This window comes from Kribbella sp. VKM Ac-2568 (genome assembly GCF_004345365.1).
GTDB classification, from domain to species: Bacteria; Actinomycetota; Actinomycetes; order Propionibacteriales; family Kribbellaceae; genus Kribbella; species Kribbella orskensis.
This window is the reverse complement of record NZ_SLVF01000003.1, coordinates 498,101-518,270: the sequence shown is the minus strand read 5'-3', so window position 1 is coordinate 518,270 and position 20,170 is coordinate 498,101. Positions and strand designations below refer to the sequence as shown.

General features: G+C 69.2%; 20 protein-coding genes and 1 pseudogene. 10 read left to right on the top strand and 11 right to left on the bottom strand.

Features of this window, described 5'->3' with window-relative positions:
- Nucleotide 1 precedes the first annotated feature (1 nt).
- Genes EV648_RS09870 through EV648_RS09845 form a run of 6 tightly spaced genes read left to right on the top strand, consistent with a single transcriptional unit; the run spans nt 2 to nt 8,452 of the window.
- The gene (locus tag EV648_RS09870) at nt 2-1,039 is read left to right on the top strand and encodes a Gfo/Idh/MocA family protein (protein ID WP_132287978.1); all 1,038 of its coding nucleotides are present in this window, start codon (nt 2-4) and stop codon (nt 1,037-1,039) included.
- Complete coding sequence (gene wecB, locus EV648_RS09865; protein WP_132287975.1) at nt 1,036-2,094, top strand: non-hydrolyzing UDP-N-acetylglucosamine 2-epimerase; 1,059 nt, start codon at nt 1,036-1,038, stop codon at nt 2,092-2,094. The genes EV648_RS09870 and wecB overlap by 4 nt, the downstream gene beginning before the upstream one ends.
- A 4-nt stretch (nt 2,095-2,098) precedes the next feature.
- Nucleotides 2,099-3,292 carry an acyltransferase gene (locus tag EV648_RS09860; protein WP_132287972.1) on the top strand — a complete coding sequence of 398 codons (1,194 nt, stop codon included), beginning with the start codon at nt 2,099-2,101 and terminating at the stop codon, nt 3,290-3,292.
- Between the two features lie 28 nt (nt 3,293-3,320).
- The gene (locus EV648_RS09855; protein WP_132287969.1) at nt 3,321-4,622 is read left to right on the top strand and encodes a nucleotide sugar dehydrogenase; all 1,302 of its coding nucleotides are present in this window, start codon (nt 3,321-3,323) and stop codon (nt 4,620-4,622) included.
- Entirely contained in the window at nt 4,619-7,219 is a 2,601-nt protein-coding gene (locus EV648_RS09850) for a glycosyltransferase (protein WP_132287966.1), read from the top strand. Before EV648_RS09855 ends, EV648_RS09850 begins: the two co-directional genes overlap by 4 nt.
- Before the next feature lie 39 nt (nt 7,220-7,258).
- On the top strand, nt 7,259-8,452 hold the full coding sequence (locus EV648_RS09845) for a glycosyltransferase (RefSeq protein WP_132287963.1): 1,194 nt from the start codon (nt 7,259-7,261) through the stop codon (nt 8,450-8,452).
- 69 nt (nt 8,453-8,521) lie between these two features.
- Here EV648_RS09845 and EV648_RS43945 read toward each other — a convergent pair whose 3' ends face one another.
- Together EV648_RS43945 and EV648_RS09840 are read right to left on the bottom strand one after the other, a co-directional pair.
- On the bottom strand, nt 8,522-8,662 hold the full coding sequence (locus tag EV648_RS43945) for a hypothetical protein (protein WP_241995007.1): 141 nt from the start codon (nt 8,660-8,662) through the stop codon (nt 8,522-8,524).
- Between the two features lie 2 nt (nt 8,663-8,664).
- Nucleotides 8,665-9,270: a CocE/NonD family hydrolase C-terminal non-catalytic domain-containing protein gene (locus tag EV648_RS09840; protein ID WP_241995006.1), complete on the bottom strand. Its 606-nt coding sequence runs from the start codon at nt 9,268-9,270 to the stop codon at nt 8,665-8,667.
- A gap of 485 nt (nt 9,271-9,755) precedes the next feature.
- On the opposite strand from EV648_RS09840, the pseudogene EV648_RS45140 reads away from it, so the two are divergent.
- Nucleotides 9,756-10,052 (top strand): annotated as a pseudogene (locus tag EV648_RS45140) (helix-turn-helix domain-containing protein); the annotation flags it as partial.
- Between the two features lie 108 nt (nt 10,053-10,160).
- Entirely contained in the window at nt 10,161-10,667 is a 507-nt protein-coding gene (locus EV648_RS43940; RefSeq protein ID WP_241995005.1) for a hypothetical protein, read from the top strand.
- Nucleotides 10,668-10,681: 14 nt separating this feature from the next.
- Here EV648_RS43940 and EV648_RS09830 read toward each other — a convergent pair whose 3' ends face one another.
- Together EV648_RS09830 and EV648_RS09825 are read right to left on the bottom strand one after the other, a co-directional pair.
- A complete protein-coding gene (locus EV648_RS09830) occupies nt 10,682-11,557 on the bottom strand; it encodes a hypothetical protein (RefSeq protein WP_132287957.1) in 876 nt (291 codons plus the stop codon).
- Nucleotides 11,554-12,552, bottom strand: coding sequence for an SPFH domain-containing protein (locus EV648_RS09825; protein WP_132287955.1), 999 nt, complete (start codon nt 12,550-12,552; stop codon nt 11,554-11,556). The genes EV648_RS09830 and EV648_RS09825 overlap by 4 nt, the downstream gene beginning before the upstream one ends.
- 121 nt (nt 12,553-12,673) lie before the next feature.
- Between EV648_RS09825 and EV648_RS09820 the strand changes: the two genes are divergently transcribed.
- Nucleotides 12,674-13,357 carry an NUDIX domain-containing protein gene (locus EV648_RS09820; protein ID WP_132287952.1) on the top strand — a complete coding sequence of 228 codons (684 nt, stop codon included), beginning with the start codon at nt 12,674-12,676 and terminating at the stop codon, nt 13,355-13,357.
- Between the two features lie 7 nt (nt 13,358-13,364).
- Here the strand turns inward: EV648_RS09820 and EV648_RS09815 are convergent, their stop codons facing one another.
- Nucleotides 13,365-14,204, bottom strand: coding sequence for an oxidoreductase (locus EV648_RS09815; protein ID WP_132287949.1), 840 nt, complete (start codon nt 14,202-14,204; stop codon nt 13,365-13,367).
- Between the two features lie 86 nt (nt 14,205-14,290).
- Between EV648_RS09815 and EV648_RS09810 the strand changes: the two genes are divergently transcribed.
- Nucleotides 14,291-15,190: a LysR family transcriptional regulator gene (locus EV648_RS09810; RefSeq protein ID WP_199234516.1), complete on the top strand. Its 900-nt coding sequence runs from the start codon at nt 14,291-14,293 to the stop codon at nt 15,188-15,190.
- Nucleotides 15,191-15,193: 3 nt separating this feature from the next.
- Here the strand turns inward: EV648_RS09810 and EV648_RS09805 are convergent, their stop codons facing one another.
- The 6 genes from EV648_RS09805 to EV648_RS09780 form a co-directional block, all read right to left on the bottom strand.
- Nucleotides 15,194-16,078 (bottom strand): carbohydrate kinase family protein, encoded by an 885-nt coding sequence (locus tag EV648_RS09805; RefSeq protein WP_132287943.1) that lies wholly within the window; start codon nt 16,076-16,078, stop codon nt 15,194-15,196.
- A gap of 220 nt (nt 16,079-16,298) precedes the next feature.
- Nucleotides 16,299-16,928, bottom strand: coding sequence for a CoA transferase subunit B (locus tag EV648_RS09800; RefSeq protein ID WP_132287940.1), 630 nt, complete (start codon nt 16,926-16,928; stop codon nt 16,299-16,301).
- 1 nt (nt 16,929) lies between these two features.
- Complete coding sequence (locus EV648_RS09795; RefSeq protein ID WP_132287936.1) at nt 16,930-17,718, bottom strand: CoA transferase subunit A; 789 nt, start codon at nt 17,716-17,718, stop codon at nt 16,930-16,932.
- Nucleotides 17,719-17,748: 30 nt separating this feature from the next.
- Nucleotides 17,749-18,855 carry a hypothetical protein gene (locus EV648_RS09790; protein ID WP_132287933.1) on the bottom strand — a complete coding sequence of 369 codons (1,107 nt, stop codon included), beginning with the start codon at nt 18,853-18,855 and terminating at the stop codon, nt 17,749-17,751.
- Between the two features lie 79 nt (nt 18,856-18,934).
- Nucleotides 18,935-19,642: a carbohydrate-binding family 9-like protein gene (locus EV648_RS09785; protein WP_132287930.1), complete on the bottom strand. Its 708-nt coding sequence runs from the start codon at nt 19,640-19,642 to the stop codon at nt 18,935-18,937.
- Nucleotides 19,635-20,150: a hypothetical protein gene (locus EV648_RS09780; protein ID WP_241995004.1), complete on the bottom strand. Its 516-nt coding sequence runs from the start codon at nt 20,148-20,150 to the stop codon at nt 19,635-19,637. Before EV648_RS09780 ends, EV648_RS09785 begins: the two co-directional genes overlap by 8 nt.
- Between the last annotated feature and the right edge of the window lie 20 nt (nt 20,151-20,170).

Here is a 20,170-nt window from a genome sequence, read left to right as displayed (position 1 = left end):
GATGGCTAACCTGCGAGCCGGACTGATCGGTCTGGGCATGATGGGCCGGCACCACGCCCGCGTGCTCGGTTCCCTGGAAGGCGTCGACCTGGTCGCCGTCGCGGACCCGGGTGGCGACAAGCACGGCGTGGCCAACGGCCTGCCGGTGCACGAGAACGTCGAGCAGCTGATCGAGGCCGGCATCGACTACTGCATGGTCGCGGTGCCGACGCAGTACCACACCGAGATCGCCAAGACGCTCGCCGAGGCCGGCGTGCACGCGATGATCGAGAAGCCGCTGGCCGGCTCCTCGGCGGAGGCGGCGGAGATCGCCAAGGCCTTCGAGGCGGCCGGCGTGATCGGCGCGGTCGGCCACATCGAGCGGTACAACCCGGCGCTGCAGGCGCTGCGGGTGCGGCTGGAGGCCGGCGAGCTCGGCGAGATCTACCAGATCACCACCCGCCGGCAGGGTCCGTTCCCGGCCCGGATCGCCGACGTCGGCGTGGTGCTCGACCTGGCCACCCACGACATCGACCTGACGGCGTGGGTGACCCAGTCGCCGTTCGCCTCGGTGTCCGCGCAGAGCGCGCACAAGAGCGGCCGGCAGTACGAGGACCTGATCGCCGTCACCGGCATGCTGCAGGACGGCACCGTGTCCAGCCACCTGGTCAACTGGCTGTCCCCGATGAAGGAGCGCCTCACCGTCGTCACGGGTGAGCGCGGCGCCTTCATCGCCGACACCCTGCTCGCCGACCTGTCGTTCCACGCCAACGGCACCGTGCAGACCGCCTGGGACGACGTCGCGCACTTCCGCGGTGTCAGCGAGGGCGACATGATCCGCTACGCGATCGCCAAGCCCGAGCCGCTGAGGGCCGAGCACGAGGCGTTCCGCGACGCGATCCTGGGCAAGGAGACGGACATCGTCACCCTGCAGCAGGGTCTGGCCACGGTCGTCGTCGCCGAGGCCGTCATCCAGTCCGCGGCCGAGGACGGCCGGTCGGTCCGGCTGACCGACGCTCTCAACGGCGTGCTCGAGAGTGCTGGAGCCGCGCAGTCATGAAGGTCCTGAGCGTCGTCGGGGCGCGCCCGCAGTTCGTGAAGCTCGCCCCGGTGTCGGAGGCGTTCGCCGCCACCGAGCATCAGCACGTCATCGTGCACACGGGTCAGCACTACGACGCCAAGATGTCCGACGTCTTCTTCGCCGATCTGAAGATCCCCGCTCCCGACGTCCACCTGGGCGTCGGGTCGGGCAGTCACGGTGTCCAGACCGGCGCGATGCTGTCCGCGATGGACGCGGTGCTGGACGAGCACCGGCCGGATTGGGTGCTCGTCTACGGCGACACCAACTCCACCCTGGCCGGCACGCTGTCCGCGGTGAAGATGCACCTGCCGGTGGCTCACCTCGAGGCCGGCCTGCGCTCCTTCAACCGGTCGATGCCGGAGGAACACAACCGGGTGCTCACAGACCACGCGGCGGACCTACTGCTCGCCCCGACCCAGGTCGCGATGGACCACCTGGCCAACGAGGGCCTGAAGGACCGCGCCAGGCAGGTCGGCGACGTCATGACCGATGTCTGCTTCCGGGTCCGCGACGCGGTCAAGGACGAGCCGCTCGACCTGCCCGACGGCCTGAAGCGCGGCGAGTACCTGGTCTCCACCATTCACCGGGCCGACAACACCGACGACCCGGAGCAGTTGGCCGCGATCGTCGACGGGCTGGCCTCGCTCGACACCCCGGTGCTGCTGCTGGCCCACCCGCGGCTGGTCGCGCGTTGTGCCGAGTTCGGCATCAAGCTCGAGCGTCCGGGTGGTTCGCTGCACACCGCCGAGCCGCTGGCCTACCCGCAGATGGTCGCGGCGGTGCTCGGCTCGGTCGGCGTGGTGACGGACTCGGGCGGCCTGCAGAAGGAGGCCTTCCTGCTCGGCACCCCGTGTACGACGCTGCGCACGGAGACCGAGTGGACCGAGACGCTCGAGGACGGATGGAACATCCTCACCACCGACCTCACCAAGCTGCCCGAGGTGGCTGTGCGGCCGGTGCCGACGAGCGAGCAGGCCGCGCCGTACGGCGACGGCCAGGCGGCGGGTCGCGTCGTCTCCGCCCTCGCGGGGTAGCGACATGACGAAGGCCGCCGAGGAGAAGGAAGAGGGACAGGTCCGGGCCGCGCCCGCGCCGCTGGCTCATGACGAGCCGCCGGCGCCGGTGCCGGTGCCGGCGGATCCTGCCGCACCGCCGGCCACCCGGAAGCGGTTGCCGAGGGTCGAGTCGCTCACCGGTCTGCGCTGGTGGGCGGCGTTCTTCGTGTTCACCCACCACATGACGAACCTGGCGCCGCTGCCGATCTACAAGTTCCTCAAGTTCGGCACCTCCGGCGTGACCTTCTTCTTCGTCCTCTCCGGCTTCGTGCTGACCTGGTCGGCGCAGCCCGGGACGAAGGTCCGGACCTTCTACCGGCGCCGGTTCGCCCGGATCTGGCCGGCGCACGCCGTCGCCCTGCTGGCGGCGGTGTTCGTCTTCTACCGGATCCACCCGGACCCGGCGATGAGCTGGATCAAGCCCTTCGACATCGGCATCCTGCTGCTCTCGGTGGTGCTGCTGCACGGCTGGTCGAATGACCCGACCATCCTGTACTCCGGCAACCCGGCGTCGTGGACGCTGTCGGTGGAGGCGTTCTTCTACGCCTACTTCCCGTTCTTGCAGCGGGCCACGGTCCGGCTGAAGACGGCCGGCGGCCTGGTGATGTGCGTCGTGGTGGTGGCGCTCGGCGGCGCCTACCGGCTGGCGCTGTACAAGTGGCCGGACACCGTCCCGGTGCTGCCGCAGCCGGTGCTGCACTCGGTCGCGTTCATCTTCGGCATCGGCCTGGCCATCGCGCTGCGGTCGGGCTGGCGGCCGCGCTTCCCGTTCTGGCTGGCGTTCGCGATCTTTGCCGTTGGCATCTACACCCTGTACTACTCCGGCGAGCACCGGACGGTCCCGTTCGCCACCACCATGGCTCTGACCCAGAAGGAGATCCTGACCGTCCTGTACGGCCTGATGATCCTCGCGGTCGCGTCCCGGGACATGCGCGGCGGCAGGTCGTTGCTGCGCAGCCGCCCGCTGGTCGCGCTCGGTCAGTGGTCCTACTCCTTCTACCTCGTGCACGCGACGATCCTCTACGCGATCCGTGAGTTCCACGGCCTCGCGGGCCCCGTCGGCTGGTCGAACCTGACCTGGTACGCCGGTGTTCTCGTGCTCTCGATATTCGCCTCCTGGCTGCTCTACAAGTTCGTCGAACACCCGCTGGAGCGGCGCCTCAGAGGTCCCCGATGATGACTGATTCATACCTAGTGGAGTTCCCGTGCGAGTAGCAGTAATTGCCTTAGGCAAGATCGGGCTGCCGTTGGCGGTCCAGTTCGCGGCCAAGGGCCACCAAGTGGTCGGCGTCGACATCAACCAGGCCACCGTCGATCAGGTCAATGCCGGACAGGAGCCGTTCCCGGGTGAGGCCCACCTGGCCGAGCTGCTGGGCGAGACGGTCGGCGACGGCCGGCTGCGGGCTACCACCGACTACGCGGACGCCATCCCCGGCAGCGACGCCGTCGTCATCGTCGTACCTCTGTTCGTGGACGAGCAGACCGGCGAGCCGGAGTTCGGCTGGATGGAGAATGCGACCCGCTCGCTGGCCGAGAACCTGACCCCGGGCACCCTGGTCAGCTACGAGACCACGTTGCCGGTCGGCACCACCCGGAACCGCTGGAAGCCGCTGATCGAGGAGGTCTCCGGCCTGGTCGAGGGCCAGGACTTCCACCTGGTCTTCTCGCCGGAGCGCGTCCTCACCGGCCGCGTCTTCGCGGACCTGCGCAAGTACCCGAAGCTGGTCGGCGGCCTGTCCGAGGAAGGCGCCAAGCGGGCGATCTCCTTCTACGAGGCCGTGCTGGACTTCGACGAGCGCGCCGACCTCGAGCGCGGCAACGGTGTCTGGGACCTGGGTTCGGCCGAGGCGGCCGAGCTGGCCAAGCTGGCGGAGACCACCTACCGCGACGTCAACATCGGCCTGGCGAACCAGTTCGCCCGGTTCGCCGGCGCGAACGGCATCGACGTGCACCAGGTGATCGAGGCGTCGAACTCGCAGCCGTACAGCCACATCCACCGGCCCGGCATCGCCGTCGGCGGCCACTGCATCCCGGTCTACCCGCGGCTGTACCTGTGGACCGACCCGGAGGCGACTGTCGTCCGCGCCGCCCGTGAGGCGAACCTCGGCATGCCCGACTACACCATCGGTCTGCTCGAGGGCGCGTACGGCGACCTGGCCGGCGCCCGGGTGGTCGTGCTGGGCGCGGCCTACCGTGGAGCCGTGAAGGAGACCGCGTTCTCCGGCGTCTTCCCGACCGTCGAGGCGCTGAAGGCGCGCGGCGCCGAGGTGTTCGTGCACGACCCGATGTACACCGACGAGGAGCTGCAGCGCCTCGGCTTCGCCCCGTTCCACCTGGGTGAGGCGGTCGACGCGGCCGTGCTGCAGGCCGACCACCCGGAGTACAAGGAGCTGACCCCGGCCGAGCTGACCGGCATCAAGGTTCTCGTCGACGGTCGCGACAGCACCGACCCGGCTCGCTGGGCGGGTGTCCGTCGAATCGTGATCGGAAGGTCGGTGCGTCTGTGACGAGGTCCCCGGGAGATCTGCGGGTGGTGATGCTCGTCGCGAACGAGGTCACCAACGACAGCCGGGTCCGTAAAGAGGCTGCAGCCCTGACCGAGGCCGGAGTACAGGTGACTGTGCTCGGGATCTCGATCGGTGAGCAGTCGCGGGAGATGCTCGACGGCGCGATGGTCGTCCGGGTGGCGGTCCCGTTCACCCTGCGCGAGGAACGGATCTTCAACCGCGCCAGGCGGCGGAACTGGCGTCCGCCGCTGGTCGGCTATCCGTCCCGGCGCGCCATGATGGCCCGGAGCCAGCGGGTGCAGGCCGGTCTTCGGGAGCTCAAGTCCGACTCCGGTCATGCGATGAATGCCAAGCGGCCGGGTGCGGTCGGCGACCTGGCGTTCAAGGCCGGCGTTTTCGCTCGGCTGCTTCGGCGGGTCGGTTGGCAGACGGCACAGCAGGGCATCAAGGTCCGCAAGGGCGTCGGTCTTGGGCTGGACAAGCCGTTCCGGTTCGGCTGGCGCGCCTACGATGGCGTGAACCACCGGATCACCTGGCCGGCTCGCTGGCGCCGGGTGCACCCGGAGGCGATCGACCTCGAGATCGCGTTCGGCGACCTGGTCGACCGGCTCGAGCCGGACGTCGTGCACGCGCACGACATGCACGTGATCGGGGTGGCCACCCGTGCGGCCGGCCGCGCGAAGCTGCGGGGCAAGGACCTGAAGGTGATCTACGACGCGCACGAGTACGTGCCCGGCATCGCCCGGTACGGCGCCCGCACGCGCAAGTACATCGCCGCCTGGGCGAACCACGAGCGGGAGTACATCGGTGCCGCCGACCGGGTGATCACCGTCAGTTCGGCGATCGCGGACCGGCTGGAGAACGAGCACAAGCTGCCGCGCAAGCCCGAGGTCATCCTCAACACGCCGGACATCCCGGAGTCGGTCGAGATCGAGCGGGACATCCGGGCCAAGGTCCGGCTGCCCGCCGACGTGCCGCTGCTGGTCTACAGCGGCGGGATCACCCCGGTCCGGGGGATCGAGACCGCTATCGAGGCGCTGCCGGAGATGCCGGGCGTGCACCTGGCCGTGGTCTGCGTGCCGTCGACGATCCAGCCGGTCGTCGACACCCTGCGCACCCTCGCCGCCGAGCTCGGGGTCGAGGACCGGGTGCACTACCTGAACCCGGTCGCGCCGCAGAACGTGAGCGCGTTCCTCGCCACGGCGGACGCCGGCCTCATCCCGATGCTGCGCGCCCCCAACCACGAGATGGCGATGCCGAACAAGCTGTTCGAGTACAGCCTGGGCGGTCTGCCCGTGCTGGTCAGCGACATGGCCAGCATGAAGGAGTTCGTCACCCGGACCGGGATCGGCGAGGTCTTCCAGGCCGGGAACAGTGCCGACCTGGCCAAGCAGGCGAAGCTGCTGCTGAGCCGGCCCGACACGTACCGCGAACGGCTCGCCGACCCGGTGTTCCAGCGCGAGGCGGCGTGGAGTGGGCAGGCCGACAAGCTGCGCACGCTCTACACCGACCTGCTGGGCCGTGACCTCGAGCCGACTCCGGACACGTCGCCCGACTCGGTCGGACGGCGGCTGCTGATCGGACCGGTCAACAGCGCCGGGCAGGCGTACCTGTGGACCACCGCGCTGACTCGCGAGGTGCCGGAGATCGCGGCCGAGTCGCTGACCACCGGTAGCGGCACGTACGACTTCAAGGTGCACCGCACCGGGACATACGAGCAGTACCGCAGTGACCTTCGCTGGCAGCTCGAGACGACCTCCTGGGTGCTGCAGAACGTGACCCACGTGCTGTTCGAGGCAGGCCGGCCGATGTTCGGTCAGCTGCCCGGCCAGCTCTGGGCGCAGGACGTGGCGATGCTCGACGCGTCCAACATCAAGCACGGCCTGATCTTCCACGGCTCCGAGGTGCGCGACCCGGCCCGGCACCGCGCGAAGTACCAGTTCTCGCCGTTTGCGGACCGGACCGACGAGCTCACCATCCGGCTGCAGGCGGCCAACGACCTGCTCCGCCAGCACCTGGTCGGCTACGAGGGCAGCCGGTTCGTCACCACGCCGGACCTGCTCGAGTACGTCGAGGACAGCGTGTGGCTGCCGGTCGTGGTGAACCCGGACCAGCTGGCGTCGACGGCGCCGGTGCTGGACCGGGAGGTGCCGGTGGTGCTGCACGCGCCGTCGGCGAGTGCGCTGAAGGGTTCGGCGTTCGTCGACCCCGTGCTGACCGCGCTGGATGCCAAGGGCGTGATCAGGTACGAGCGGGTCCAGGGTGTTCCGCACTCGGAACTGGTCGAGCTGATCAAGAACGTCGACATCGTGGTCGACCAGCTGCTGCTCGGTTCGTACGGCGTCTTCGCGTGCGAGTCGATGGCGGCGGGCCGGGTCACGGTCGGCCACGTCGCGGACCACGTCCGGGACCTGCTGCCGACGGAGCTACCGATCGTGGAGTCGAACCCGGACGACCTGGCCGAGGTGATCGAGCGGCTGATCGACGAGCGTGAGGAAGCCCGCAAGCTCGCCGACGCCGGACCGCGATACATCCGGGAAGTGCACGACGGCCGCAAGTCGGTCGAGGCGCTGCTTCCCTTCCTGGGTGGCCGATGAAGCAGGCTGGATGGCCGATGAGTCTCGGCGGACGGTGAGATGCGGATCCTGATGCTGGCGCAGTCCCCGATCGCCGGGGACTCGCGCATCCTGCGGGAAGCGGCGGCGCTGACCGCGACCGGCCACACGGTTCACGTGGTCGGTCGCGATGTGCCGGACGCCTTCCTGGCCGATCACGGTGAGCTGGGAGCCGGCGCGAGCGTCGAGTCCGTCTCGCGTTCAGCCGGCCTCCGGGGCAGCGGGACCGGGCCGGTGGTCGGACACGGACGGCGTGGGATCAAGGTGCTCGGTCAGCGGATGGTCAGGTGGCTCCTGCTGCCCGAGCACCGGCTGCGCACCGAGAAGCAATGGCGTACCGCGGCCGCGGCGAAGCTGGCCAAGTTCGAGCCGTTCGAGGTCGTGCACGCGCACGACTTCAACACCCTCGAGCTGGCCGCGGAGTACGCCGGGAAGTGGTCGGCGAAGCTCGTCTACGACAGCCACGAACTCTGGTTCGACCGTGCCCTTCCCGGTCGCCCGACTCCGCTCTGGCGGATTCGTGGTCGTCGCTTCGAGACCGCGCTCGCCCAGCGGGCGGTGGTCGTCTTCACCGTCAGCGACGGGATCGCGCAACGGCTGCGGGAGCGAGGGCTGTCCGACGTCCGCGTCGTGCGGAACACCTTCCCGCGGGCCGAGGTCCCGGCCGAACTGCCTGACACCCCGGCTGGTCTGCTCTACGCGGGACGGGTCGGGGCCGGGCGTGATCTCCCGACCGTCGTCGAGGCTGCTCGGTTGCTGGCGCCGTTCCGCACCCTCTTGATGGGATCTGTGGACCCGAATTACCGGCTCGACCTGGGTGGCGTCGAGAAGGTGCCGGAGACTTCGATCGACGAGGTTGACCGGGTCCTGCAGGAGTCCGGTATCTCCCTGGTCACCCTGACCAACACCTGCGAGAACCACCGCTTGGCCCTGCCGAACAAGCTCTTCCACGCGGTCCGGGCGGGTGTCCCCGTGGTGGCCGCCGATCTGCCCGAGCTGCGGGCTGTGATCACGAAATACCACCTCGGCACGTTGTACGAGCCGGGCAACGCGGAATCCCTGGCGGCGGCGGTTCGTGCTGTCATCGCGGACTACCCGGGGTACGTGAGCGCAGTACGGGCGGCCGGTGACGAGCTGAACTGGGATCGCGACGCGGACCAGCTGGTCACCGCTTATGCGGCGCTGGCGAAACCACCGGCGAACGCCTCCAACTGATCGTCCAGGGGAAAGGCCCCGGCTCTCCAGAACTCTTGGGGGCCGGGGCCTATCTCGTTGTGGTACAGGTCAGCGCGAGGCTTGGACGAACTGCTCCATCAACTTGGCCGGGTCCTTCTCGGGCTCCGGCTGCGCCAGCCGGGTGGCCGGGATCCTTGGCTGCGGAGTCTTCGGGGTGTTGAGGCTGGTGGTGGCGCCGGTGAGCGGCAACGTCAGCGATGAATTGGACGGACCATCGTGATAGTCGCACCAGTGAAGGGGATCGACGGGTTGTCGAGCTCCACGGTGAGCACCAGGCCGAGGCGGTGGCCGGCCGCGAACACCACGTCGTCCGCGTTCAGCTCGAAGCTGAGGTCGTACCACATGCCTGACTGCAGGGACTCCTTGCGGTCCAGCGACTTGTAGTGGCCGACGTCCGCGAGCGTCCGGACCACCACGGAGGTGTCCGACACGGCCGTGTTGAGCTGGGTCTCGGCGTAGCACCCGATGTCGAGCGTGTTGCCGTCACCCCAGCACTTGCTGGTGTTCGGGATGTTCGACACGCTCGTGTAGCGGTTCGCCGTACCGTAGTCGACCAGCCGCGCTTTGATGCCTGCGGCAACCTTGTTGACCTGGACCCGGACCGACACCTTGCCGGTGCCGGAGAAGCTGACCGGGTCACTCGTCGCCGCGGCGATCGAGAGGCCGCCGGTGTTCGCATTCAGCGGCTTGCTCAGGTTCAGCTTGGTGTTCTTCACCCCGGCGGCGGGCCAGCGGGCCTCGTCGACGAACGAGCCGTCCTCGCGCTGCACCGTGGCCTGCGGCGTCCTGAGCAACACCCACCACCCCTGTCAGCACAGATCTCACCCGCCCGATCACTTTCCGTACAACTCACGGGGAAGAACTTCGAGTACTCCGCCCCACGCCACTCCTCCGTCGCCGCTCAGCGAATGCCAGGTGACCGCAGTGGAGCCAGTGACCAGCCGACAGGCCCCGAGGTAATTACCAGGCCGCCGCCAAGTGGCCAGGCGGCCGAAGCCTCACAAGAAGTCCCCCCGAACTGCCGTAGTGGCATCGCTGTACCGACCGACAGGAAGAGGTCGCCGACGCCGTCCACCTCCACGCCTACCGAGGCGGTTGAGATGCACAGAGGACCCAGTACTTCCTGTGCTTCCGTACGCCGCTCGCCCGTCCTCAGCAATTGCCAGGCACACGCGGTCAGGTGGCTGCGGATGGTTCGCTGCGCCGGCGGCTCGCCGGGCGGGGTGTGGTTCGCGAGGAAATCGATCAAGCGCGGCGGAAGTGAAGCGGGCAGTATCAGGGCATGGAGGACGCGTTCGGGAGGTTTGTCGAGGTGCTTGCGGGCTGCCTTGATGAGCCGGGGGTGTCGGGGGACGAACTGGCCGCCAGGTTGCATCTGTCGCGTTCTCAGTTTGATCGGGTGGTTGGTGCGGCGGCGGGTGAGGCTCCGGATCGGCTCAGGCGGCGGGTGTTGTTGGAGCGGGCCGCGTTCAAGCTCAGGACGACTGGCACCGGCGTGCTGGATGTGGCTGTGGAGGCGGGCTACTCGTCGCATGAGGCGTTCACGCGGGCCTTTGGGAGAGCATTCGGTACTGCGCCCGCGGTGTGGCGGGGGTCGGCGGCTGGGTTCTTGCTGGCGGCTCCGAATGACGTGCATTTCTATCCACCCGGCGGCCTTCGGTTGCCCGCGCGGAGGCAGGTGAGGTCGATGAACTTCGTCCCTGGTCTGATCGAGCACCATGTGGCCGTGGTCGGGCGGTTGCTCGACGCCGCGGCCCAGCGGGATCCGGCGCTGGAGGCTCAGCTGGACAAGCCGATCGAGCTGTCTGTGCTGAGCATCGACGTCGATCCGACGGTCAGGTCGCTGCTGGCCCGGTTGGTCGGGCAGTTGGAGATGTGGACCTGCGCGATGGCGAACGAGCCGTACGACGTCACCCAGGAGCGCGAGCGGACCCTCGAGGAGTTGCGCGAGCAGTTGGACCGGGTCGGGCCGGCGTTCGTCGCGACGGTGCGGCGGATCGATGCCGAGGATCGTTTCGACGAGACGTTCGTCGACGTCACCGGCGGTGACCCCTACGTCTTCACCGCTGCCGGCATGATCGCGCACATCCTCACCTACGCCGCCTACCGCCGCACCCTCGTCGTCGGCGCGCTCGCCGCCCTGGGAGCAGACGTCGAAGACGACCCACTCGCCTGGTTCAACCCATCACCCTGAACCGCGTCCTGGGCTCACCGCATCAACCTGAGCCGGGTCTCTGCGACGGTGATGTCGAGGCGCTGGCCCCAGGTGATCGTCAGGGTGTCCGACTCGATGCCGTCGCCGAAGACGACCAGGTCGGCCTCGGCGGTCACGGTCAGCCGATCTTCCAACGACAGCAGGCCTTCCGTGCAGCTCGTGCCGGTCGCCGGCGACGGCCACGCCTCTCGCACGAACCAGCACAATGCACGCTCTGTTGCCAAGGGCAACCGCAGCCTGCTCCCGCGCTCCTGCCACGCCGACCGGCACCACCCCGTGGAACCTGTTCCGGTGCCGACCAGCAGACCACTCGACGACTGCCTCTCCTCGAGCCCCTCGGGTGACGCCAGCCGGTACCGCGCCGACTGGTGGCTTCGATGCCCGACGTACACCTCGTTCAAAGCAAGCAACGTCTGCCCGTCATCGGTGCTCGCGGCAACCATCGTCCGCTCCTCGACGGTGCTCGACCGCAGCAGATCCGGTACTGCGGCCGGCTCGTGCGGCACCAGTACTCCGGGGTTGCGCCCGGGCTCGGGGTTGACCCCGATCACCGGCTGCCCGTCGAGGTACTTCGCCGCGTTCGCGACCAGCCCGTCCTGCCCGACCGCGATCACCAGATCCTCGGGCCCGAAGACGAACCGGTCGAGATCGTTGCGCTCAGCAACAGCTCGCCGCCAGTCCAGTGGGATCGAGGCGGACACCGTCGCCAGCGCCTCCTGCTGGGCCTGGTGACGCGCGTCCAGTTCGGCCAGGTCGCGCCCGCGGCTGGACAGGAAGAAGCCGGCCTGCTGGCGGGTGCCGTGCCGGGCGATGAGCTCGGTGAGCTCTGTCGCCCGGTGTACGACGACCGCCCGCGGTGGCAGGCTCATGCCCGGTCCCCGGCCGTCAGCTTGGTCAGCAGCGGGGTGATCAGGTCGGGCGTCAGGTTGAGCGTGCCGATCTCCGGCAGTGCGCCCTGCTTGATCGCCATCGCCAGGATCATCCCCTGGTCCAGCTCCGCGTAGGCCTCCAGCAGCGCCTTCTCGGCCGCGGCCTCGGCGGAACCGATCACCCGCTTCGCGTCAGCGTCGGCCTCGGCCAGCGACCGCCGCCGACCGGCCGCAGCCTCGGTCTCGATCCGCCCGGCAGCGGCAGCCTCGGTCGCGCGCTGGCGCTCGTTCTGCCCCTTCTGGGTGACCAGTTGTTCCTCGCGCCGCGTCAGCTCGATCTGGTTCTGCAGTTCGTTCTCGGCGATCGACCGCTCCCGCTCGACGGCCATCGCCCGCCGCTCGTACGTCGCCTTGTCCGCGGCCTGTTGGACCATCTCCCGGGTGGGAGTCTGCAGTGCGCGTTCCACGTCACTCTCGGCCCGTACTGCGACCACGCGGACGTCCTCCACGCCAATCCCGAGTCCTGTGAGCCGCTGGTCCTCGCGCAGCCCGGTGCTCATCGCCAGCCGGAGCGAGGCCATCCCCTCGGAGAGTGCCTGGGTGAGGTTCAGCCGGGCCAGCAGGTCGAGCGCGGTCTGCTGCGCGAGCTCGGTCAGCAGACCCCCGAGCTGCTCCAGCGGAGTGGCTCGCCACAGACCGGTGTCCGGGTCGATCCCGAAGTCGAGCCGGGTCGAGGCGAGTGCCGGGTCGGTCACCCGGTACGTCACAGTCGCCTGCACCACGACGTCCTGGAAGTCCAGGGTCCGGCCGTGGAACAGCAACGGCTGCTCGCGGTCGTCGATCGGGACCTCGCTCAGGGACGAGTTCAGCGCCCGGAACCAGAACGCCTGGCCGGCGCCGTCGTGCGCGACCTTGCCGTTGCGCAGGTGCCGTACGTGGGTGGTGGGGTTGGCCCGCAGGTGGCTGATGAAGCGGAACCGGGTGATGTCGGCCATCGGTCGTTCTCCCGTCTCGCCGCCCGGATCCGCCCGGCCGGCTCTGGATTCTCATTGCCGTCACCTTGACGATAAGAGCCTGGATCGCTTTTCGTCAAGGTGACGATTAGAGTGGTCGACCATGGACTTCTTGCCCCTGGGCGTGGCTGCCGACCTGGTCATCCTGACCGTTCGCGACGGCTCGCTGGAGGTGTTGCTGATCCGCCGCGGGATCGCCCCGCACAAGGGCCGCTGGGCGCTACCGGGCGGATTCGTCCGCCCCGAGGAGGACCTGGAGGCGGCGGCCCGGCGCGAACTGAGCGAGGAGACCGGCCTGCTCTCCGACCGGATCCACCTCGAGCAGGTCGCGACGTACGGCGAACCCGGCCGAGACCCGCGCGGCCGGGTGATCAGCGTCGCCTATCTGGCCCTCGTCCCGGATCTCCCCGCGCCGGTGGCCGGGACGGATGCGGCGTCGGCCTCGTGGGTGCCGGTCGCCGATGTGCTGGAGGACCCGAAGCGGCTCGCGTTCGACCACTACCGGATCCTCACGGATGCGGTCGAAAGAGCGCGGGCGAAGCTGGAGTACTCATCCCTGGCCACCGCGTTCTGCGCCCACGAGTTCACCATCTCGGAACTGCGGGGAATCTACGAGGCCGTCTGGGGCGTCTCGCTCGACCCGCGCAACTTCCACCGCAAGGCGACCAAGACCGACGGCTTCGTCATCCCGCTCGGCGCCACCACTACGCGCGACGGCGGCCGGCCCGCGCAACTCTTCCGCCGTGGGCCGGCCACCACCCTGTATCCACCTCTGACCCGCGGCTGACCCCGGCTCAGAGGTCGGTCGAGCGGGAGAGCTTCTCCCAGGTGTTCAGGTCGTCGGCGAGCTGCGCGTGCTTCACGCGGATGTTGTCGACGGCATCGTTCCCGAGCGCCAGCCTGAGCGGCGGGTTGTCGGCGTCGAGGGCGGTGAGGATCGCCGCCGCGGCCTTGGCCGGATCGCCCGGCTGGGTGCCGTCGGCGCTGTCGATCATGGCTCGCGTCGGGCCCACGGTCTCGGCGTACGCCGGGTTCTCGGGCGAGTGGTGGAGTCGACTGCCGCCGAACTCGGTGCGGAATGCGCCCGGCTCGACGATCAACGCCCGCAAGCCGAGCGGGGTGATCTCGGCGGCCAGCGACTCCGTCATCGCTTCCAGCGCGAACTTGGCCGAGCAGTAGGCGCCGAAACCGGGCGGTGACAGCTGGCCACCCTGCGAGCTGAGCTGGACGATCGTGCCGCTGCCCTGGGATCGCAGTACGGGGAGGACCGCCTGAGTGAGGGCGACCGCTCCGAAGAACATCGTGTCCATCAGGGCGCGCAGGTCGGCCTCGACGATCTCCTCCACCGCGCCGACCGAGCCGTAGCCGGCGTTGTTCACGAGTACGTCGATCCGCCCGAACCGGTCGAGAGTAGACGCCACGGCGGCGTCGATGTCGGCCTGCCGGGTGACGTCGAGGCCGACCACGTGCACGCGGTCGGGCGCAGTACGGGCGAGTTCTTCGAGGGTTCGCAGGTTGCGGGCGGAGGCCACCACGCGGTCGCCAGCAGCGAGGGCGGCGTCGGCGATGGCGCGGCCGAAGCCGGAGGAGCAGCCGGTGATCAGCCAGACCCGGCCTTCAGTGATTGATGACATGGCTCGACCGTAGGTTCGGCCGGCTGCCGTGCGGAAACAGTAATCGGCTGACCTGCCACAGCCACAGACTGTGGCAGGATCGAGGCGTGACTCCCGAACTCCGCCTGTTGCGGTCGTTCGTCGCGATCGTCGAAGAGGGCAGTCTGACCCAGGCGGCGGGACGGTTGCACATCGCGCAGCAATCCCTGTCCCAGCAGTTGCGCCAGTTGGAGGCCCAGTACGGCGCGGCGTTGCTCGAGCGCACGTCTCGCGGGGTCCGGCTGACGGTGGTCGGCAGGGTGTTGCTGCCCGAAGCCCGCAAGCTCCTGGCCGAGGCGGATCGGGTCACCGCACTGGTGCGGCAGGCCGCGTCGGGTGAGATCGGCCCGCTCCGGGTGGGTTTCCTCAGCTCCGTCGCGAACTACTTGATGCCGCCGGTCGTGCGGGCGTTCCGCGAGCGGCATCCGGCTGTCGACCTGCAGGCGCAGGAGGTGTCGATCGCCAAGCTGGTGGCCGGTCTGCGGAACGGCGAGTTCGACGCGGGCCTGACGCGACCACCTCTGGTCGACGACCTGGCGACGGAGCATCTGCTGGACGAGCCGGTCGCGGCGGTGCTGCCGGAAGGGCATCCGCTGGCCGCTCGCGACGAAATCGCCCTGGCCGAGCTGGCCGACGAATCCTGGTTGTTGACGGCCAGGAGTTCCTGGCCGCCATGGCACCGGGAGTACGACCGGGCCTTCGCGCGGGCGGGTTACGTTCCCCGCGTCGTGCAGCGGGGAACCAGTCCGCAGAACCTGCTCGCGCTGGTGGCCGCCGGCCTCGGGGTGACGCGATTGCCCTTGTCCACAAGGAGTTTGCGCAACGGCGGCGTCGTCTTCGTGCCGCTCGCCGATGACTACGCGGCGGTGATGCTCGCCCATCGCGACGAGCCGCCGTCGAAGTCGCTGGAACTCTTCGCCGACGTCGTGCGAGGCGTCAGCCGCACGCTCGACCCAGCACACCTCTGACAGTTATACGCGCAGCAGCATCAGTTGTTCGGCGGTGATCAGGTCGGTGTGAGTGCCGGGGGAGCCGCAGGCCCAGGCGCCGGCGATGGAGCCCGCCTCGGCCGCCTCCTGGTAGCTCCTGCCGTCCAGCCAGGTGGTGAGGAAGGCCGACACGTAGGCGTCCCCGGCGCCGTTCGTGTCGACGACCGGACGGCCCGGGATGTGTACTGGGCGAATGTGCACCGGCTCCCCGTCACGGACGTACAGGTAGCTGCCTTCGGAGCCGGCCATCGCGACCACCACCTGGGCCCGGCCGCTCGCGAAGATCCAGTCGATCGCCTTGTCCCGCAGGGCACTGGTCGACACGAAGACCACGTCCGCCGCCTGCGCGAAGTCCCGGTGGTACTCGTTCTCGCCGTCCCAGTCGTGCAGGTCGGTGGACACCGTGCAGTTGGCCGCCAGCACGTCCGGGAGAGCCCAGCGCGCGAAATCCATGATCGACACGTGCACGTGCCGGGCCCGGGCGACGTTGCCGCGCCAGAGGTTCGGGTCCACCCGTAGGCCCCACGGCTGCCGGCCGTCGTACAGGGAGAGGCGGCGGCCGTCCGGGCCGACCAGGTTGACCGATCGGCGGGTGCCGCTCGGGTGGATCGCGACCGCCAGCGGCAGGCCGAGGTCCGCGTACGCCGAGCGGATCCGCGCGCCCTCGGGATCATCACCGATGACATCGGCGAGTCCAGTGGCGAGGCCGAGCTGGTGACAGCCGAGTACGACGCCGTGGCCGGTGTGGCCGATGTAGGACCGAACCGGCTGGACGTGGACCGTCTCCTCGGGGGGCAGCGGCAGCCCCGGCACTCGCACGATGGTGTCGATTCCCACGCCGCCGATCACGAAGACATCCAGGTCCATGCATTCCATCCTCACCGAGGCCGACAACCGACAGGGGTCAAGGGTGGCCTTCGAGGGCACCGCGCGGAAGGGCTCAGGCGGGAAGGTCAACACATGGTCACGACGCGCGTACTGTTCGCGGTCGGCAGCGCAACCCGGAAGAGCAGCCGGAAGCGTGGCCGGCCAGGCGACCGGCCGGGTGATCGACGGAGCCCGCCGAAGCACCCGGACGATGCGCGGTTCATTGCTTGATCGGGGCTCCGGTCTTCTCCTGGAGCTCGTCGAAGGTGACGCCGTCGGCGAGTTCCACGAGCCGCAGGCCGTCGTCCGTCACGTCGAGGACCGCGAGGTCGGTGATGATCCGGTTGACCACGCCGCGGCCGGTGTAGGGCAGGTCGCACTCCTGCAGGATCTTGTGCGAGCCGTCCTTTGCGACATGCTCCATCAGCACGATCACCTTCTTGGCGCCGTGCACGAGGTCCATCGCGCCGCCCATGCCCTTGACCATCTTGCCGGGGATCATCCAGTTCGACAGGTCGCCGGTGGCCGACACCTGCATCGCGCCCAGGATGGCCGCGTCGATGGCGCCGCCGCGGATCATCCCGAAGGACAGCGACGAGTCGAAGTAGGACGCGCCCGGCAACGTCGTGACGGTCTCCTTGCCTGCGTTGATCAGGTCCGGGTCCTCCTCGCCCTCGACCGGGTACGGCCCGACGCCGAGGATGCCGTTCTCGCTCTGCAGCACGACGGTGACGCCGTCCGGGATGTAGTTGGGTACCAGGGTCGGCAGGCCGATGCCCAGGTTCACGTACGAGCCGTCCTCGAGTTCCGCGGCGGCGCGGGCTGCCATCTGCTCACGGGTGAGTGGCATCTCAGGCCTCCAGCTTCTCGCGGGCCGCCTCATAGGCTTCCCTAGGTTGTACAGTGCGCTTCTCGATCCGCTTCTCGATGTCCTTGCCTACGGCAACGACTCGCTGGACGTAGACGCCGGGCAGATGGATCTCGTCGGGGTTCAGCTCACCAGGCTGGACCAGCTCCTCGACCTGCGCGATGGTGACCCGGCCGGCCATCGCGGCCAGCGGGTTGAAGTTGCGCGCGCTGCGGTCGAACACCAGGTTGCCGTGGGTGTCCCCCTTCAGCGCGTGCACCAGGCCGAAGTCGGTGGTGATCGACTCCTCCAGCACATACGTCGTGCCGTTGATCTCCCGGGTCTCCTTCGGCTCCGAGGCCTTCGCGACCGAGCCGTCCTCGTTGTACTTCTGCGGCAGCCCGCCGTCCGCGACCTGGGTGCCGACGCCCGCCAGCGTGAAGAAGGCGGCGATTCCGCAGCCACCCGCGCGGAGCTTCTCGGCCAGCGTGCCCTGCGGGGTCAGCTCGACCTCCAGCTCGCCGGACAGGAACTGCCGGGCGAACTCCTTGTTCTCCCCGACGTACGACGAGGTCATCTTGGCGATCCGCTTGTCCGCGAGCAGGATGCCGAGACCCCAGTCGTCGACGCCGCAGTTGTTCGAGACGACACTGAGGCCGCTCACGCCCTTGTCGTGGATCGCACTGATCAGCTGCATCGGGTTTCCGCACAGCCCGAAGCCGCCGACCGCGAGGCTCGCGCCGTCGCCGATGTCGTAGACCGCGGCCTGCGGCGAGTCGTACGTCTTGTCCATCAGGCTGCTCCGTTGCACCTCTGGGCTGGGTCAGCCCGACTCTAACCAGCGCCCGGTTATCCGGCGAGAGCCGCCAGGTGTGGCCGGTGCCACAGGATCACCTTCGGCCGTGGCGATCGCCTCGAGTTCGCCGAGGGCCTCGGCCCGGGCCAGCTCACCGCTGTCGGGACACCCTTCCAGCGCCGCCAGCGCGAACTCCCTGGCCGCAGGGAGATCCCCGCCGTACCGGGCTGCTCTGGCGAGGCCGATCCGTGCGGCCGCGCACGTCTCCGCCGCGTTCCCGAGCTGCAGTGCGCGCTGGTAGTCCCTGCGGGCAGCAAGCAGCTCACCCAGGCGCAGGTGTAGGTCGGCGCGACGGCACAGCAGCAGCGAGGAGTCCTCGTCAGCTCCGAGCTCCTCCGTGACGGCCAGAGCCTGGCCGGTGAGCTCCTGGCACTGCCCCAACTGCCCCGACCAGGCCGCGAGCTCCGCAAGGGCGCTCAGAGCCAGTGAGACGCCCCACCGGTCTCCTATCAGCCGGAACTGCGCCAGAGCCTCCTGCAGGGCCTTCTCGGACATGTCAGGGTCGCTGCCGGTCAGCCGGGGGTATCCGGCGCAAAGCTCGATAACTGCCAGCGCCCACGGGTCGAGGCTGGTCGTGTTCCGCGCGAGCACGTCAGCGACCTGGCCCGGCGCGACGAATGGCCCGAACACGATCGACCACAGCAGCAAGGTCACTGGGTGCGTGAACGGCTCGTCCAGGCTCTGCACGACCAGCGCGGCCTGCTCGACATGCTCAGCCAGATCGAACCCGGAGTCATCCTGCTGACCGGCAGCCAGCAGTACTGCGAGCAGGTACTCCTCGCTGAGCCCGTCCGGCACCCGCGGCCCGAGCGCAGTCAGCACGCAGCGCGCGGACCTCGCGGCGTCACCGCGCAGACCATGCATCCACCAGTACGTCGACAGCCCGGCCACCAGTCGCAGGCCGAGCGGGGGATCGTGTTCGGCGGACCAGCGGATCGCCGAGTCCAGGCCGCCGGTCTCGGCCCGCAGCAATGTTGCCCAGCGCAACTGGTCCGGCCCGCGCAGGCGCCGGTCCGCACGGTGCACCAAGTCGAGCAGGTGCGCCGCGCGCCGGGCGCGAAGATCCTCGGCCATATGACTCATTGTCACCTCGCCCCGGATCGCCGCCCGGGCGGGGGTCACTCTGAGCGGCCGAACCTCTCGAGCCGGCCGATCAGGACGCGGTGAACTCGAGCACGCCCCAGTGGGCCGGCTTGTGCATGTCGACCACGTACTGCGGCGACCAGACCCAGAAGTCCTGTTGGCTCCCCTTGCGGTACCCGCCGTCCACGACCTCGTGGTCCCACTCGATCCGCATCAGGTTCATCCGCCACTCGTCACCGGGCCGCGGTGGCGTCTGACCCTGGTTGTACGTCGCGAGGTCGGTCCACGGCAGCGCGAACTCCACCGACCACCCGTTGTCCGTGTCCGACGGGTCGTTCAGCGTCCCGTCCACCTGTACTGCGGTCCGCAGGCCCGGCAGGTTCGTCGGGTCCACCGCCACGCCGCCCTCGGAGTACGGCTTGGGCAGGGTGAGTTCCCAGATCGTGCCGAGCGGGTTGATCTCGAACTCGTAGTAGTTCAGGCCGTCGCCGTCCGGGTCGAGGAACAGCTCGAAGTTGTTCTCCTCGAACAGCATGGTGTTGCGCTCGGCCATCGTGGACCAGACGTGCGGTTCCTCCAGTTGCGCGCCGACGTACAAGTACTCGTCGTCGTACAGCAGCTTCGCCCGGGTCCGGTACCGGGGCGTGGGCTGGTCGCCGCGGATGTCGACGAAGTCGGTCGTCCAGGGCGCATCGGCCCAGGCGGGGTGAGTCAGCGTGCCGTCGAGCGACGGCGTGGCGCCGGCGCGGTGGCACTGGTAGCGGGGGAGTTCAGACATCGGCTCGCTCCAACCATCCGGCGATCAGGTGTGCGACGAGGAAGGTGACTGCGGTCAGCACCGGGACGACAAGCAAGGTCCAGGTGGAGAAGAGGTCGTCCGACAGGAAGGCCAGCACGATCAGCAGCATGAACGCGACCCCGAGGAAGGCGACCAGCTTCGGGCGCGGCATCGCCAGCCGGGTCAGCGTGACAGCGGCCAGCACGATCGTCACGACCACGGTCAGCACCAGCAGCGGGAAGCCCATCGTGCCGCAGTTCGGCGAGTCCCGGACCCGGTCGCAGCCCTGCTCGCTCAGCCAGACCAGCGCCACTGTGACGAATCCGGCCAGCAGTCCGACCACCGCGAGGATCAGCAGCGGCGGCAACGGCGGCGCGTCGAAACGCCCCTCGTCGGCCTCTTCCGCGGCTTCCTCGTCGGCCTGTTCGAGCAGCTCCTCGAGGTCATCGGGCATGCCCGGACCGACCTCGCCCTCCGGCTCCTCAGACTCGACTCGCTCGTCACCCATTGCGGCAGGCTACCGACAAA

Excerpts from the sequence above, each read along its gene's own strand:
- EV648_RS09780 (WP_241995004.1), bottom strand. The coding sequence starts at position 20,150 with ATGGGTGACGAGCGAGTCGAGTCTGAGGAGCCGGAGGGCGAGGTCGGT.
- EV648_RS09790 (WP_132287933.1), bottom strand. The coding sequence starts at position 18,855 with ATGGCCGAGGATCTTCGCGCCCGGCGCGCGGCGCACCTGCTCGACTTG.
- EV648_RS09805 (WP_132287943.1), bottom strand. The coding sequence starts at position 16,078 with ATGGACCTGGATGTCTTCGTGATCGGCGGCGTGGGAATCGACACCATC.
- EV648_RS09860 (WP_132287972.1), top strand. The coding sequence starts at position 2,099 with ATGACGAAGGCCGCCGAGGAGAAGGAAGAGGGACAGGTCCGGGCCGCG.
- EV648_RS09820 (WP_132287952.1), top strand. The coding sequence starts at position 12,674 with ATGGACTTCTTGCCCCTGGGCGTGGCTGCCGACCTGGTCATCCTGACC.
- EV648_RS09800 (WP_132287940.1), bottom strand. The coding sequence starts at position 16,928 with ATGCCACTCACCCGTGAGCAGATGGCAGCCCGCGCCGCCGCGGAACTC.
- EV648_RS09845 (WP_132287963.1), top strand. The coding sequence starts at position 7,259 with ATGCGGATCCTGATGCTGGCGCAGTCCCCGATCGCCGGGGACTCGCGC.
- EV648_RS09830 (WP_132287957.1), bottom strand. The coding sequence starts at position 11,557 with ATGAGCCTGCCACCGCGGGCGGTCGTCGTACACCGGGCGACAGAGCTC.
- EV648_RS09815 (WP_132287949.1), bottom strand. The coding sequence starts at position 14,204 with ATGTCATCAATCACTGAAGGCCGGGTCTGGCTGATCACCGGCTGCTCC.
- wecB (WP_132287975.1), top strand. The coding sequence starts at position 1,036 with ATGAAGGTCCTGAGCGTCGTCGGGGCGCGCCCGCAGTTCGTGAAGCTC.
- EV648_RS09795 (WP_132287936.1), bottom strand. The coding sequence starts at position 17,718 with ATGGACAAGACGTACGACTCGCCGCAGGCCGCGGTCTACGACATCGGC.
- EV648_RS09825 (WP_132287955.1), bottom strand. The coding sequence starts at position 12,552 with ATGGCCGACATCACCCGGTTCCGCTTCATCAGCCACCTGCGGGCCAAC.
- EV648_RS09870 (WP_132287978.1), top strand. The coding sequence starts at position 2 with ATGGCTAACCTGCGAGCCGGACTGATCGGTCTGGGCATGATGGGCCGG.
- EV648_RS43940 (WP_241995005.1), top strand. The coding sequence starts at position 10,161 with ATGAACTTCGTCCCTGGTCTGATCGAGCACCATGTGGCCGTGGTCGGG.
- EV648_RS09785 (WP_132287930.1), bottom strand. The coding sequence starts at position 19,642 with ATGTCTGAACTCCCCCGCTACCAGTGCCACCGCGCCGGCGCCACGCCG.